Genomic DNA, 14,782 nt, shown 5'->3' on the forward strand with positions numbered 1-14,782 from the left:
TGTGCGGGGTGCGGGGCGCGGCCCTCCCCCCCCCCCCCCCCCCCCCCGCCCCCCCCCCCCCCCCCCCCCCCCCCCCGCCCCCCGCCCGCCCCCCCCCCCCCCCCCCACCCCACTCGATCACCTGGCGCCCGGGGCCGCCACCGCAGGCGCTGCGGACCCCGCCGGGTGCGGGGCTCCGTGCGCTGGGCGGCGCCCCCGCGGGCTCCTGCGTAGCGTGTCGGGGACGCCGCACCGGACCGTGCGGCACGAGCCCGACGACCCGCGGAGCAGCCGTGAGCACCTCCACCCGCGACAGCGCGCACCCGGCCGAGCACCGCGCCGGCCCGCGGCGCTTCCTCATGTGCGCCCCGGAGCACTTCACCGTCTCCTACGAGATCAACCCGTGGATGGACACGGCCACCCCCGTGGACGCGTCCCGCGCGGTGGCGCAGTGGCAGGAGCTGCGCGCCACGTTCGAACGGCTGGGTCACGAGGTCGAGGTGCTGCCGGCCGTGCCGGGCCTGCCCGACATGGTCTACGCCGCGAACGGCGCCCTGGTCACCCCGCAGGGCTCGGTGGGGGTGCGCTTCGCCCACCCGGAGTGGGCCGGGGAGGCCGAGGCGTACGCGACCTGGCTCGAGGAGCACGGCCTGGGCCCGGTGCACCGGCCCGTGCACGTCAACGAGGGCGAGGGCGACCTGCTCGTGGTGGGTGAGCACCTGCTCGCCGGGCACGGCTTCCGCACGGAACTCGCCGCGCACCGCGAGGTGGAGGAGGTGCTGGGCCGGCCGGTGACGTCGCTGCGGCTGGTGGACCCGCGCTTCTACCACCTCGACACGGCGCTGACCGTGCTGGACGACGACCCGGAGCACCCGGACGTGGCCTACTTCCCCGGCGCGTTCGACGAGGACGCGCAGCGCACGCTCCGGGAACTGTTCCCGGACGCGCTGCGCACCGACGCCGCCACCGCCGAGGTGCTGGGCATGAACGCCGTCAGCGACGGCGAGCACGTGGTGCTCTCCCCGCGCGCGCAGCGCTACGCCGAGCAACTCGCGCAGCGCGGGTACGTGCCGGTGCCGGTGGACCTGTCGGAGCTGTTGCGCGGCGGCGGGGGCGCGAAGTGCTGCACGCTCGTGCTGCGGGGCTGAGCCCTACTCCCCCGCGCCGCCCTCGGCCCCCCCGTCCTCCTCGGGTTCGGCGACGGCGTCGGGCCCGCCCTCCAGCAGCGCGCGGAAGCCGTCCTCGTCGAGGGTGCGCACCCCCAGCTGCTCGGCCTTGTCCGCCTTGGAGCCGGGAGCGTCGCCGACGACGACGAAGCTCGTCTTCTTCGACACGCTCGCGGACGCCTTGCCGCCGCGGGCGAGGATCGCCTCCCTGGCCTCGTCGCGGGTGAACCCGGACAGCGAGCCGGTGACCACGACCGTCAGGCCCTCCAGCGTGCGGGGGGCGGACTCGTCGCGCTCGTCCTCCATGCGCACCCCGGCCCGGCGCCACTTGTCCACCACGGCGCGGTGCCAGTCGACGTCCAGCCACTCGTGCACGGCCTCCGCGATGGTGGGGCCCACGCCCTCGGTGGCCGCCAGCTCCTCCAAGGACGCCTCCTCGATCGCCTGGAACGAGCCGAACCGCCCCGCCAGCGCGCGCGCCGCCGTGGGGCCCACGTGCCGGATCGACAGCCCGACCAGCACCCGCCACAGGGGTTGCGACTTCGCCGCCTCGAGGTTGGCCAGCAGCCGGCGGCCGTTCGCCGACAGGGTGCCGTTCTTGTTGGTGAACAACGGCACCCGCAGCAGGTCGTCCTCGGTGAGGTCGAACAGGTCGCCCTCGTCGGTGACGACCCCGGCCTCCGGCAGCGCGGTGGCCGCCTCGTACCCCAGGGCCTCGACGTCGAAGGACCCGCGGCCGGCGACGTGGAAGATGCGCTCGCGCACCTGCGCGGGGCAGCTGCGCGCGTTCGGGCAGCGGATGTCCACGTCGTCGGCGCGCATCCGGCGCAGCGGGGTGCCGCACTCGGGGCAGTCGGTGGGGAAGACGAACTCGCGCTCGTCCCCGGTGCGCAGGTCCAGCACGGGACCGACGACCTCGGGGATGACGTCGCCGGCCTTGCGCACCACGACCGTGTCGCCGATGAGGACGCCCTTGCGCTTGACCTCGTCGGAGTTGTGCAGCGTCGACAGCTGCACCGTGGAGCCGGCGACCTTCACGGGTTCCAGGTGCGCGAACGGGGTGACCCGGCCGGTGCGGCCCACGTTGACGCGGATGTCCAGCAGCTTCGTGGTCACCTCCTCCGGCGGGTACTTGAAGGCGATCGCCCAGCGCGGTGCGCGGGAGGTGGCGCCCAGCCGGCGCTGCAGCGGCACCTGGTCCACCTTGACGACGACGCCGTCGATCTCGTGCTCGACGTCGTGGCGGTGCTCGCCGTAGTACCGGACGTACTCGGCGACCTCGGGCAGCGTGTCGACGACCTTCGCGCGCGGCGAGGTCGGCAGGCCCCAGGCGGCGAGCTTGGCGTACGCCTCGGACTGGGTGGCGTTCTCCATGCCGCGGCGCGCGCCGATGCCGTGCACCAGCGCCCGCAGCGGCCGGGTGGCGGTGACGCGGGGGTCCTTCTGCCGCAGCGAACCGGCGGCGGCGTTGCGGGGGTTCGCGAACGGCGGCTTCCCGGCGTCCATGATGCGGGCGTTGAGCTCCTCGAAGGCCGCGACGTGGAAGAACACCTCCCCGCGCACCTCCAGGAACTCCGGCAGGTCCTCACCCGTGAGCTGCTGGGGGACGTCGGCGATGGTGCGGACGTTGAGGGTGACGTCCTCGCCGGTGCGCCCGTCGCCGCGGGTGACGCCGCGCACGAGGCGGCCGTCCTCGTAGACGAGGTCGATCGCCAGGCCGTCGATCTTCGGCTCGCACAGGTACCGCGCGCCGGTGCCGACCTCCTTCTCCACGCGTGCCGCCCACGCGGACAGCTCGTCGGTGGAGAAGGCGTTGTCCAGGCTGAGCATCCGCTCGGGGTGGTCCACCGCGGTGAACTCGGTGGAGAACGTGCCGCCGACCGTCTGCGTCGGGGAGTCCGGGGTGCGCAGCGCCGGGTGCTCGTCCTCCAGGGCGCGCAGCTCGCGCTCCAGCGCGTCGTACTCCGCGTCGCTGATCGGCGAGGCGTTGCGCACGTAGTAGGCGAACCGGGCGGCCTCGATCCGCTGGACCAGCTCCTGCCAGCGGTGCCGCGCGGCGGCGGGCACCTCCCCGTGCAGCGGGTCCGGGTCGGTGCTCTCGGCGATCTGGCTCACGGTGGACATCCTGCCGCGCCGCTCCGACACGCGCCGGGCGAGTCCCGCTCAGCGGGCACCCAGCGTTCACCCGGCGGCCGCCCGCAGTCCGCCCGCAGGTCGGGGCGGCTGCCCTAGCGTCCCCGCCCGTGACCCCCCGCCCGCGGCGCAGCGCCGCCCTCCCCCTCGTCCTGACCGGCGCCGTGCTCGCCGGCACCTTCGCCGGGACCACGGCGGCCTCCGCCCGCGAGGACCGCTTCGACGACGACTTCCCCGCCCAGTCCGCCCGCCTCGTGGACCGGCACGTCCTGCCCGCCGCCACCTTCGGCGAGCCCGTCCCCAGCGGCTCGGCGATCGAGGGCGCCAACGGCGTGACCGTGCCGTTCGAGGCGCAACCCGTGCAGGGCTTCTCCGGCAACCTCGTGCAGCCCGACGGCAACTGGCTGGTGCTCTCCGACAACGGCTACGGCTCGAAGGCGAACAGCGCCGACTTCCTGCTCGCCGTGCACCGCCTGCAGCCCGCCGAGGACGGCTCCGTCGCGGTGGTCCCCGGCGGGTTCACCCTCTCGGACCCGTACCGGCACGTGAGCTGGGAGCTGACCCGCGAGGACCGCCGCCTGACCGGAGCCGACTTCGACGTGGAGTCCTTCCGGCAGGCCCCCGACGGCACGTTCTGGTTCGGCGAGGAGTTCGGGCCGTACCTGCTGCACACCGACGCCGCCGGCCGGCTGATCGAGGCGCCCGTGCCGCTGCCCGGCGTGGCCTCGCCCGACGACCCGGCCCTGGGCGACGCCGAGGCGAACCTGGGCAGCAGCAAGGGCTTCGAGGGCATGGCGATCTCCGCCGACGGGCGCTACCTGTTCCCGATGCTCGAGGGTCCGGTGGCCGGCGACGACCCGCAGGACCTGCGGGTGCTGCGCTACGACACGCAGCAGCACCGCTACCGCGGCGAGGAGTTCACGTACCGGCTGGAGTCGCCGAAGAACGCCATCGGCGACTTCACGCAGGTCGACGACCACCGGTACCTGGTGCTGGAGCGCGACAACGGCCAGGGCGCCACCGCCGTCTTCAAGGCCGTGTTCCTCGTGGACACCAGCCGCACCGACGCGGCCGGGCACCCGCTGAAGACCCAACTGGTCAACCTCATGGCGGTGCCGGACCCGGACGGCGTCGCCCCCGAGCTGAGCGCGGAGACGGGCTACGCGACGTTCCCGTTCACCACGATCGAGAGCGTCGACGTGGTGGACGAGCACACCATCGTCGTCGGCAACGACAACAACTTCCCGTTCTCCGCCGGGCGCACCGAGGGGATCCCGGACGACGACGAGTTCCTCACCATCGAGGTGCAGGCCGACCTGGGCTGAGGCCCCGCCTCACGCTGCGCCGGGCGGCCCGCCGGTCGCCCGGCGCAGCACCAGGAACTCCAGGTCGTCGCGCTTCGGCACGCCGAAGCGCTCGTCGCCGTGCGGGAAGGGCCGCCGTTGCCCCGTGGCGGTGAAACCCCGTCGCTCGTACCAGGCGATGAGGTCGGCGCGCTGGGCGATGACCGTCATCTCCAGCGCGGCCGAGCCCCAGCGCCGCACCGCCTCCGCGTCGGCGCGCGCCAGCAGCGAAGCACCGATCCCGCCGCCCTGCAGCACCGGGCGCACCGCGAAGGTGCCGAAGTAGGCCGCGTCCCCCGTCCGGCGGAGCTCGCAGCACCCGAGCAGGCGCGCGTCGGCCGGCCCGCCCGCGGGGCGCTCGGCCAGCAGCAGGACCGCGTCCGGGTCCGCCACGATCGCGGCGACGCCCTCCTCGTCGGTGCGCCGGCCGTCGAGCAGGTCCGCCTCCGTGGTCCAGCCGGCCCGGCTGGACTCGCCGCGGTAGGCGGACTCCACCAGCGCCACCACCGCGCTCACGTCCGCCGGCCCGGCCTCGCGGAACCGCGGCGCCGCCTCAGTCACCGGAGGCCTCCGCGAGCGCCGCACCCGCCTCGCGCAACCGGCGCAACGCACCGCGCAGGGCGTCCGGCGGCAGGTCCTGCAGGCCCCCGGCACCGGTGAGGACCACCCCGGCCAGGCCGGCCGCGGGCAGCCCCACGCGCCGCCAGGGCCCCCGCACCGCGTCCACCAGCGCCGCGACCACCGGCGGGTCGGCCACGGCGGGCAGGACCCCCGCCCACAGGCGCACGCCGTCCTCGACGGTCGCCGCCAGCGACTCCCACCCGTGCGCCCCCAGGCGCGTGACGTCCAGCGCGACACCGGCCGCGCCCGCTTCGCGCACCAGCGCCAGCGGCGGCTCGTCCGGGGCCAAGCGCACCACGGGCTCGGCGCCGGCGGCGCGGACCGCGTCGACCACGTCGCGCAGGCCGGCGCGCACCTCGGCGCGGTCCACCGCGCGCAGGCTGCCGTAGCCGGACTGCGTGGGCAGCCGCCCGGCGAGCACGGCGGGCAGCGAGGGTTCCTCCAGCTGCACGACCGGACGGGCCGCGGGCACCAGCCGCCGCAGGTCGGCGACGTGGGCGGCGATCCCCTCCGCGAGGGAGGCGACGACGTCGCGGCGGGCCCCGTGGTCGGAGGCGCTGCGCTCCCCCCGGTGCAGCTCGACGGCGGCGGCCAGCGACCAGGGGCCCAGCACCGCCAGGACCAGCGGGCCGCGCCAGCCGTCCGCGGCCTCGGCGAGCTCGTCCAGGTCGGCGCGCAGGTACGAGCGCGCGCGCTCCTGGTCGCGGCCGGGCGCGTCGGTGAACCGCCAGCCCGACGGCTGCAGGTCCACCGGCAGGTCGACCAGCAGCGCGGCGGTGCGCCCCACCGGGTCCGCGCCGGGCCCGCGGGCGGGCAGCTGCGGCAGGTGCGGCACGTGCGGGGGCTCCCCCAGCTCGCCGAACACCGTCCGCACGGCCTCGCGGGGGTCCGTGCCGGGCAGGGCGGCGGGCGCGCCGACGGCGCCGGGGCCGTGCTCGACGGCGGGCTCGGCGGCGGGCTCGACGGCGGGCTCAGCGGCGGGGTCGGCGGCGGGTGCGGGGTCGGCGTCGGGCACGTCCGCGCACGCTACCGGCGCGGCGGGTGCGACGAACGTCGGACCCGGCCCCAGCCGGTCGTCACTGGACGTGGACCGGGCGGGTGCGGGTGGATGGGTCCACAGCCGCCTCACGGACGCGGGCGGCCGTCGTCCCACCAGCCCCACCGGAGAGGCCGCCCATGCACCAGCAGCCGGCACCGCGCCGCACCGCACCCCCCACCGCGACCCGCCGGACCCGCCGGAGCCGCCGACGGCCCGCGCTGGCGGCGGCCGGCGCCGTGACCCTCGGCGCCACCCTGCTGGCCGGCGTCACCGCCTCGGCGGCGAGCGCCCCGGCCACCACCGCCCCCACCGCCGCCCTGCCGGGCGACGCCCCGCTGTCCGCGCTGGCCACGGCCCGCCCGGTCACGCTCGCCGAGGCGCAGCAGCAGTTCGACCAGCGCTACCCGGCGCTCTACCGCGACCAGGAACCGGCGTGGGCGCCGTGCACCGCCGAGGCCGTGGGCTCCGCCGAGATCGCCCCCCTGCTGGAGTGCGCCGAGGTGCTCGTGCCGCGCGACCACCTCGACCCGGCCGCCGGCGAACCGCTGCGCATCGCGATCAGCCGGTTGCCCCAGCAGGGCGAGCGCCCCGCCCGCACGGTGGTCACCAACCCCGGCGGGCCGGGCGGGGCCGGGCTGTCCCTGGCCACGCTCGGGATGCAGCCCGCGCTGGCCGGCACCGAGGTCGTCGGCCTGGACGTGCGCGGCACCGGCGCCGGCTCGGTCCTGACGTGCGGTGCGGAGGCGAACGCCGCGATGTACCAGGCGCCCGACCCGCGCGACCGCTCGCCCGAGGCGCTGGCGGCCACCGCCGAGGCGATGCGGGCCACCGCGGCCGCCTGCGAGGACGACCCGCTGGTCGACGTGGTGAACACCGAGCAGACCGTCGCCGACATCGACCTGGTCCGGCACGCGCTGGACCGCGAGACGATCGACTGGGTGGGCTACTCCGGCGGCACCTGGCTGGGCGCGCAGTACGCCACCTACTTCCCCGCCCGGGTGGGCCGCTTCGTGCTGGACTCCAGCGTCGAGGCGACCGCCGCCTTCCAGGAGGTGTTCAGCGAGAACCAGCCCCCGGCGTTCCAGCGCCGCTTCGAGGCCGACTTCGCCACCTGGGCCGCGAGCTACGACTGGCTGTTCGGCCTGGGGGCCACCGCCGGCGCGGTGGAGGGCACCTACGAGCGGGTCCGCGCCGAACTGGCCGCCCGGCCGCTGCAGGTGGCCGGGGTCGTCCTCGTGGACGGCCGGGTCGTGGACGTCCTGGTCGCGCAGGCCATGTACTCCAAGACGCTGTTCGAGCAGCTGGCGTGGGTCCTGCGGGGCCTGGACGTGGTGACGGGCCTGCGCGCCGCGGCGGGCACGGACCCGGCGGCGGGTGCCGCCGCGGACGCCGCCGCCGCCGACCTGGCCGGGCGGGTGCAGGCGCTGCTGCCCGAGCGCCTGGCCGAGGAGCGGCCCACCCACGCGGACTCGTTCGCGGCGACGTTCCTGGCCACCACGTGCAACGACACCGCGTGGTCGCGCGGGGAGGGGTTCTGGAACGACCTCGGGCAGATCCAGGGCTCGCAGTACCCGCTGCGCGGCTGGTCCGTGACCCAGCAGCCGTGCGGCTACTGGGAGCGCGCCCCGCTGAGCCTGCCGCGCCCGGACGGGCGCGACCTGCCGCCGCTGCTGATCGTGCAGTCGCGCCACGACCCGGCGACCTCCTACGAGGGGGCGCTCGCCACGCACGAGGCGCTGGGCTCCTCGGTGCTGATCACCGTCGAGGACGAGGGCGACCACGCGCTGTACGCCTCCGCGGGCAACCCGTGCGTGGACGCGGTCGTCGACGAGTTCCTCACCACGGGCGTCGCCCCGCAGCAGGACGTGAGCTGCGCCGGGACCGGCGTGCCCGCGCCGGGTTCGCAGCTGCTCAGCTCGGTGCAGCAGGCGGTGCGCTCCGCGGTCACCCCGTGAGCTGAGGGCGGGGCGGTCGTGGCGGCGGGGGCGGCGGCGTGAGGGCCGGCAGCGCGTGTGCCGGCCGTGCGTGGGCGAGGATGTCGCGGTGAGCAGCACCACGCACCCCGCGCCGCGCACCCCCGCCCCGCCCACCGCCCCCGGTCTGCCCGGGGACGGGGAGGGCGACGCCGAGCGCCGCAGCGGGCTGCGGCGCATGCGGCTGGTCGCCACGAGCCTGCTGGTGGTGGCCGCGCTCGTGTACGCCGCCACGCTGGGCCGCGACGGCGCCTGGGGCTTCGTCAACGCCGGCGCGGAGGCCGCGATGGTCGGCGCGGTGGCGGACTGGTTCGCCGTCACCGCGCTGTTCCGGCACCCGCTGCGGCTGCCGATCCCGCACACCGCCCTCATCCCCCGGCGCAAGGAGGCCCTGGGCAAGAGCCTGGAGCAGTTCGTCGCCGAGAACTTCCTGGCCGAGGACGTCGTGCGCGACAAGGTCCAGCGCGCCGGCGTCCCCGCCCGGGTCGGCTCCTGGCTGCACGGCCGCGGCGGCGCCGCCCGGGTCGTCGACGAGGCGGCCACGGTGCTGACGGGCGCGCTGGGGATCCTGCGCGACGAGGAGGTCACCGGCGTCCTGGACCAGGTGGTGGTGCGCCGGCTGGCGGCCGAGCCGTGGAGCCCGGTGCTGGGCCGCCTGCTGGCAGAGGTGGTGCGCGACGGCACCCACCGCCCGGTGGTGGACCTCACCCTCGCGGAGGCGCAGCGCTGGCTGCGGGCGAACGAGCACACGGTGCGCCGCCTCGTGGAGGAGCGGGCGCCGCTGTGGGCACCGGACTGGCTCAACGAGCGCCTCGGCAAGCGGGTCCACACCGAGGCGCAGCGGTGGGTGGACGACGTCACCGCCGACCGCGAGCACCCGGGCCGCAAGGCCATCGACGACCTGCTGGCCCGCTACGCCGACGCCCTGCAGAACGACCCGGACACCCGGGCGAAGGCCGACGAGTTCCAGCGGCGGCTGCTGAGCTCCCCGGGTCTGGCCGACACCCTGGCCGGGCTGTGGACCAGCGTGCGCGGCTACCTCAACGACGCCCTGGCGGACCCGTCCTCCTCGCTGCGCACCCGCAGCGAGGAGGCGCTGGTGGACCTCGGGCACCGCCTGGTGGACGACGCCGCGTTCGCCGCGCGCGTGGAGCGCCACCTCACCGACGCCGCCGGGCACGTGGTGCGCCGCTTCGCCCCGGAACTGGCGACGGTCATCTCCGACACCGTGGCGCGCTGGGACGGCGACGACGCCGCGAACCGCATCGAGCTGTTCGTCGGGCGCGACCTGCAGTTCATCCGCATCAACGGCACCGTCGTGGGGGCCCTGGTGGGCCTGCTCATCCACGCGGTGACGGTGCTGGTGAGCTGACCGGGCAGCGGGTGCCCGCGGCGGTTACGGTCGCTGCATGGCGCAGAACGCAGGCAGCACGGGGTACGTGAACCCGAAGGGCTCCTTCGAGCGCGACCAGCGCTACCTCACCACCCGGATCACCGCCGACGGCCGCGACGGCTACCCCGTCGAACCGGGCCGGTACCGGCTCGTGGTCAGCCGCGCGTGCCCGTGGGCGAACCGGGCGAGCATCGTGCGCCGGCTGCTGGGGCTGGAACCGGTGCTGTCCCTGGGGATCTGCGGCCCCACCCACGACGAGCGCAGCTGGACGTTCGACCTGGACCCCGGCGGGCGCGACCCGGTGCTGGGCATCGAGCGGCTGCAGGAGGCGTACTTCGCGCGCGTCCCGGACTACCCGCGCGGGATCACCGTGCCCGCGATCGTGGAGGTCGCCACCGGGCAGGTCGTCACGAACGACTTCCCGCAGATGACGCTGGACCTGTCCACCGAGTGGCGCGAGCACCACCGCCCCGGCGCCCCCGACCTGTACCCGGAGCACCTGCGCGAGGAGATCGACGAGGTCGACGACGGGGTGTTCCGGGACGTCAACAACGGCGTCTACCGGGCCGGCTTCGCCGGCACCCAGTCCGCGTACGAGCGGGCCTACGACCGGCTGTTCACGCGCCTGGACGCCCTCTCGGAGCGCCTGTCGCGGCAGCGCTTCCTCGTGGGCGACACCATCACCGAGGCGGACGTGCGGCTGTTCACGACCCTGGCCCGCTTCGACGCCGTCTACCACGGGCACTTCAAGTGCAACCGCAGCAAGCTCACCGAGATGCCGGTGCTGTGGGCGTACTTCCGCGACCTGTTCCAGACCCCCGGGTTCGGCGACACGATCGACCTGGTGCACATCAAGGCGCACTACTACGAGGTGCACCGCGACATCAACCCCACCGGCGTGGTCCCGAAGGGACCGGACACCTCCGGCTGGTGGGAGCCGCACCACCGCGAGGAACTGGGCGGGCGCCCGTTCGGCGACGGCACCCCGCCCGGACCGCCGCTGCCCGCCGAGGTGGTGCCGGCCGAGCACGCGCCGCAGCGACCCGCCTGAGGCCGGCGCGGCGCGGCCCGCCGGGCCTCAGCCCCGCCCGGCGACCGCGCCCGGCGGCCGGTGGGCGCAGCGCAGGCGGTGGCTGCCGCCGTCGAGGCGCCGCGCGGTGCCGTCGGGCAGCTCGACGTCGGCCACGGTGCCGCGGGGGAGGGTGACGTCGAGGGTGAGGACGCCGTCGGCGACCTCCCACCCGACCTCCAGCCGGCCGGCGCGGGTGTCCTGGACGGTGCGGGCCCACGTCAGGTGCGCGCTCGGCACGGGGGCGACGCGGACCCGGCGGTAGCCCGCCTCGGCCGGGCCGGGATCCTCCGGCAGGCGCAGGCCGGCGACGTGGGTGTGCAGGAAGGAGGCGACGGCACCCTTGCTGTAGTGGTTCAGCGAGCCGCGCACACCGCCGTCGGCACCGACGCCGTCCCACCACTCCCACACGGTGGTGGCACCGGCGGCGAGCATCCCCAGCCAGGACGGGTTCCCCTCGCCCAGCAGGAGCTCGTGGGCGAGGGCGGCGTGGCCGGTGTCGGCCAGCACGGGCAGGAGCATCCCGGTGGCGAGGAACCCGGTGCCCAGGTGCCCGCCCGCCTCCCGGACCAGCTCGGCGAGCCGGTCGGCGGCCGCGGTGCGCAGCTCCTGCGGCACCAGGCCGAACGCCAGGGCGCGCACGTAGTTCGCCTGGGACTCCTCGGTGATCCTGCCGCCGGGGGTCAGGTACTCGCGCTGCCAGGCGTCGCGGGCGCCGGCGGCGATCGCGGCGCAGCGCTCGTGCACGTCGTGCCACCCCAGCGCGGCGGCCAGGCGCGCGGTCAGCAGCGCCGAGCGGTGCAGGTACGCGGTGGCGACGACGCCGTGGTCGGCGGTGGGGTCAGGCCGCGGCGGGACGCCGGGTTCGAGCCACTCGCCGAAGTGGAAGCCGGTGTCCCACAGGTAGCGCTCGTGCGGCGCCGGCACGGGCCGGCGCGCCGCACGGTCCGGGTGGCGAGCCCGTTCGGCGCAGGAGGCGGCGTACTGCACCCACCGCAGCGCGGCGGGCACCTGCTCGGCCAGGGAACCGGTGTCGCCGTAGGCGCGCCACAGCTCCCACGGCACGATCGCCGCGGCGTCGCCCCACCCGGCGGACCCCGCGGAGGCGTCCTCGAAGGCGACCCCGGAAGGCCGGTTCCCGGCAGGGTTGGGCACCACCGTGGGGATGCGCCCGTCGGCCCACTGGTCGGCGGCCAGATCCCGCAACCAGCGCTCGGAGAACACCTGGACGTCGTGCAGCAGTGCGGCGGTGGCGACGAAGACCTGCCAGTCCCCGGTGAACCCCGAGCGCTCGCGCTGGGGGCAGTCGGTGGGCACGGCGCAGGCGTTGCCGCGGAAGCTCCACCGGACCACCTCGTGCAGGCGGTTCAGCCGCTCGTCGCTGCACGAGAACTCGCCGGTGCGCGGCAGGTCGCTGTGCACGACGACCGCGCGCGCGCCGCTGAGGTCCAGGCCCTCGGGCAGCCCGTCGACCTGCGCGTAGCGGAACCCGTGGGTGGTGTGCCGCGGCTCGAACACCTCGCCGGGCCGCCCGGCGGAGACGACCTCGTCGACCTGCCCGGCGGGCAGGCGCTCGCCCGTGGCGAAGACGAACGCGCGCAGGTGGTCGGTGTCGACCCGGCCGTCGGCTCCCAGGCTCTCGCCGTGCGTGAGCGTCAGGTGCGTGCCGGCCGGACCGAGCTCGCTCAGGCGGACCCACCCGTTGACGTTCTGGCCGAAGTCCAGGACGGCGCTCCCCGGGCGCGGGCGGGTCACGGCGCGGGGGGCGAGTTCCTCCACCCGCCGCACCGGCGGGCCCTCCGCGGGGACCAGCCGGTCGCGGTCCGCGGTCAGCGCGTCCTCGGCCGGGAGCACCGGTGCCCAGCCGGCTGGCTCACCGCCGCCGGTGAACCACGCGGTGTCGAGCAACCGCAGGTCGACCGCCTGACCGTCCATGAGGTCCGCGCGCGTGACGTGACCGCTGCGCGAGCGCCACCGGTCGTCGGTGGCCACCAGCGTCCGCAGCCCCGCGGGTCCGGTGGCGACGAGGGCGGCCAGCAGCCCGGTGCGGGTGCCGAACCCGTCGGTTCGCCGCTCGAAACCGTGCCGGCCGCGGAACCAGCCGTCCGACAGCAGCGCCACCGCGGTGTTCACCCCGGGCACCAGCAGATCGGTCACGTCGAAGCTCTGCACCTGCAGGCGCTCGCGGTAGGCGGTGAAACCCGGGGTGAGCTCCTCGTCGCCCACCCGCACGCCGTTGAGGAACAACTCGTAGACGCCGTGCGCGGTGACGTGCGCGAGCACCCGCGCGGAACCGGCCAGGTCCTGCTCATCGAGGGCGAAGGTGCGTCGCAGCAGGTGCGCCGGGCGCCGTCCCGGCGGGGCCACCTGCGGTTCGGCGGGGCGGATCCAGCGGGCGTTCCGCAACGCGCTCCGGGTGGAGGACCCGTTCTGGGCGTCGTCCGGGGTTCCCGGTGCCCACCGGGCGGGTGCCGTCACCGCCGGGATCGTCCCTGCCTCCATGCGCGTCCCCCTCGACGACGTTTCTACCTGACAGATGTCAGGTTAGCACTTAACAGCTGTACGGTGGCGGTGCTACGGTTCGCCGACCGCAGGCTCAGTGTCGAAGCCTCCCCACAGCAAAGGCGCTCGTCGTGACGATTCCTGGCACCCCGCCCACCGACGCCCACCCCCTGCAGCCCCCGGCCGCCGGACCGGGGCGGGCGCTCCCCGCACCGGCCGGCCGGCCCGGGCCCGGGCCCGCCTACCTCATCGGCCTGGCCGCGGCCTCGACCGCGATGATGGCCTCGCTGCTGTCGGTGGGGATCCTGACGATGCCGCTGAAGGCGGCGGCGATCGACGCCGCCGGCGCGACGACGACCCTCTCGATCGCCAACGGGTTCGCCGGCGCGCTCAGCCTGCTGGCCTACCCCGTCTTCGGCCGGCTCAGCGACCGCACCACCTGGCGCACGGGCCGGCGCCGCCCCTACCTGCTCCTCGGAGCGGCCCTGATCGCCGCCGGGGCCGTCCTCCTCCTGCGCGCGGGCTCGACCGCCGCGCTCGCCGCGGGCTGGACGGTGATGACCCTGGGACAGACGAGCGCGATGGCGGCGCTGGGCGCGAGCATCCCCGACCAACTGCCCGCCGAGCGCCGCGGCCTGGCCTCGGCGGTCTTCGGCGTCGCCGGCACCGTCGGTGCCGTCGTGGGCCTGGGCCTGGGCAGCGCCTTCTCCCCGTCGATGACGGCGATGGTCCTGGTCCCCGCCGGCCTGGCCGTGGTGATGCTGGTCGTCTTCGCGCTGGTGCTGGAGGACCGGCGCCTGGACCGCTCCGCACGCCCGGCCCTGGCCTGGTCCGAGGTCTTCGGGACCTTCTGGGTGAACCCCGTGCGCCACACCGGCTTCTCCCTCGCCTTCGCCAGTCGCTTCGCCGTCTTCTGCAGCATCGCGGCGGTGAACGCCTACCAGGTCATCTACATGATCAGGTCCCTGCACGTCGCCCCGGCCGAGGTGGCCACCAAGGCCTTCCTGGCCACCCTGGTCTCCGGGCTGACCTCCCTGGCGTTCGCCCTGGCCATGGGCAAGCTGTCCGACAAGGTCGGGCGCCGCAAGCCCTTCGTGGTCGTCTCCGCCGTCGTCTTCGGCGTGGGGATCGCGATGGTGGCCGCCGCCTCCAGCTTCGAGGAGTTCCTGGTCGCGGTCACCGTCGTGGGCATCGGCCAGGGCGTGTACCTGGCCGTGGACTTCGCGCTGGTCACCCACGTGCTGCCCGACCCGGAGAACCCCGCCAAGGACCTGGGCATCATGAACCTGGCCAGCTCGCTGCCCAACATCGTCGTGCCCGTCCTCGCCCCCGCCCTGCTGGCCATCGGCGCCTCGCAGGCGGGGCAGGACAACTTCAGCGCCCTCTTCCTCGCCGGTGCGGTGACCGGGGTGCTCGGCGCGATCCTCGTCGTCCCCATCCGCCGGGTGCGCTGAGCCCCGCCGCGCCACGGATCGGCCGCGCCCGCGGGCTGAACCGCACGTGACCCGGATCGACCGCTCCGCGTACGCGGCGCTGTACGGGCCGACCACCGGCGACCAAGTGC

General features: G+C 75.9%; 10 protein-coding genes. 6 read left to right on the forward strand and 4 right to left on the reverse strand.

Annotated elements, in window-relative coordinates; genetic code table 11:
* Positions 1 to 272: 272 nt before the first annotated feature.
* Positions 273 to 1,127, forward strand: a complete 855-nt coding sequence (gene ddaH / locus ACRYM0_RS17450) for a dimethylargininase (RefSeq protein WP_432507103.1) — start codon at positions 273 to 275, stop codon at positions 1,125 to 1,127.
* A gap of 3 nt (positions 1,128 to 1,130) precedes the next feature.
* Here ddaH and ligA read toward each other — a convergent pair whose 3' ends face one another.
* Complete coding sequence (gene ligA / locus ACRYM0_RS17455) at positions 1,131 to 3,269, reverse strand: NAD-dependent DNA ligase LigA (RefSeq protein WP_432507104.1); 2,139 nt, start codon at positions 3,267 to 3,269, stop codon at positions 1,131 to 1,133.
* A 119-nt stretch (positions 3,270 to 3,388) separates the two neighbouring features.
* On the opposite strand from ligA, the gene ACRYM0_RS17460 reads away from it, so the two are divergent.
* Positions 3,389 to 4,603, forward strand: a complete 1,215-nt coding sequence (locus ACRYM0_RS17460) for an esterase-like activity of phytase family protein (RefSeq protein WP_432507105.1) — start codon at positions 3,389 to 3,391, stop codon at positions 4,601 to 4,603.
* A 9-nt stretch (positions 4,604 to 4,612) separates the two neighbouring features.
* Here ACRYM0_RS17460 and ACRYM0_RS17465 read toward each other — a convergent pair whose 3' ends face one another.
* Both ACRYM0_RS17465 and ACRYM0_RS17470 read right to left on the reverse strand, forming a co-directional pair.
* Entirely contained in the window at positions 4,613 to 5,182 is a 570-nt protein-coding gene (locus ACRYM0_RS17465; RefSeq protein ID WP_432507106.1) for a GNAT family N-acetyltransferase, read from the reverse strand.
* Entirely contained in the window at positions 5,175 to 6,257 is a 1,083-nt protein-coding gene (locus tag ACRYM0_RS17470) for a uroporphyrinogen decarboxylase/cobalamine-independent methonine synthase family protein (RefSeq protein ID WP_432507107.1), read from the reverse strand. The genes ACRYM0_RS17465 and ACRYM0_RS17470 overlap by 8 nt, the downstream gene beginning before the upstream one ends.
* Positions 6,258 to 6,418: 161 nt before the next feature.
* Between ACRYM0_RS17470 and ACRYM0_RS17475 the strand changes: the two genes are divergently transcribed.
* The 3 genes from ACRYM0_RS17475 to ACRYM0_RS17485 all read left to right on the forward strand — a co-directional run bounded on the left by ACRYM0_RS17475 (position 6,419) and on the right by ACRYM0_RS17485 (position 10,698).
* Positions 6,419 to 8,236 (forward strand): alpha/beta hydrolase, encoded by a 1,818-nt coding sequence (locus ACRYM0_RS17475; protein ID WP_432507109.1) that lies wholly within the window; start codon positions 6,419 to 6,421, stop codon positions 8,234 to 8,236.
* 88 nt (positions 8,237 to 8,324) lie between these two features.
* Entirely contained in the window at positions 8,325 to 9,626 is a 1,302-nt protein-coding gene (locus ACRYM0_RS17480) for a DUF445 domain-containing protein (RefSeq protein WP_432507110.1), read from the forward strand.
* Between the two features lie 37 nt (positions 9,627 to 9,663).
* Complete coding sequence (locus ACRYM0_RS17485; RefSeq protein ID WP_432507111.1) at positions 9,664 to 10,698, forward strand: glutathione S-transferase family protein; 1,035 nt, start codon at positions 9,664 to 9,666, stop codon at positions 10,696 to 10,698.
* Between the two features lie 27 nt (positions 10,699 to 10,725).
* On the opposite strand, the gene ACRYM0_RS17490 is transcribed toward ACRYM0_RS17485, so the two are convergent.
* Positions 10,726 to 13,194, reverse strand: coding sequence for a family 78 glycoside hydrolase catalytic domain (locus ACRYM0_RS17490; RefSeq protein ID WP_432507113.1), 2,469 nt, complete (start codon positions 13,192 to 13,194; stop codon positions 10,726 to 10,728).
* 155 nt (positions 13,195 to 13,349) lie between these two features.
* Here ACRYM0_RS17490 and ACRYM0_RS17495 point away from each other — a divergent pair, with 155 nt between their 5' ends.
* Complete coding sequence (locus tag ACRYM0_RS17495; RefSeq protein ID WP_432507115.1) at positions 13,350 to 14,672, forward strand: MFS transporter; 1,323 nt, start codon at positions 13,350 to 13,352, stop codon at positions 14,670 to 14,672.
* The last annotated feature ends 110 nt before the right edge of the window (positions 14,673 to 14,782 follow it).

Source organism: Kineococcus arenarius subsp. arenarius, assembly GCF_050871845.1.
Classification (GTDB): Bacteria; Actinomycetota; Actinomycetes; order Actinomycetales; family Kineococcaceae; genus Kineococcus.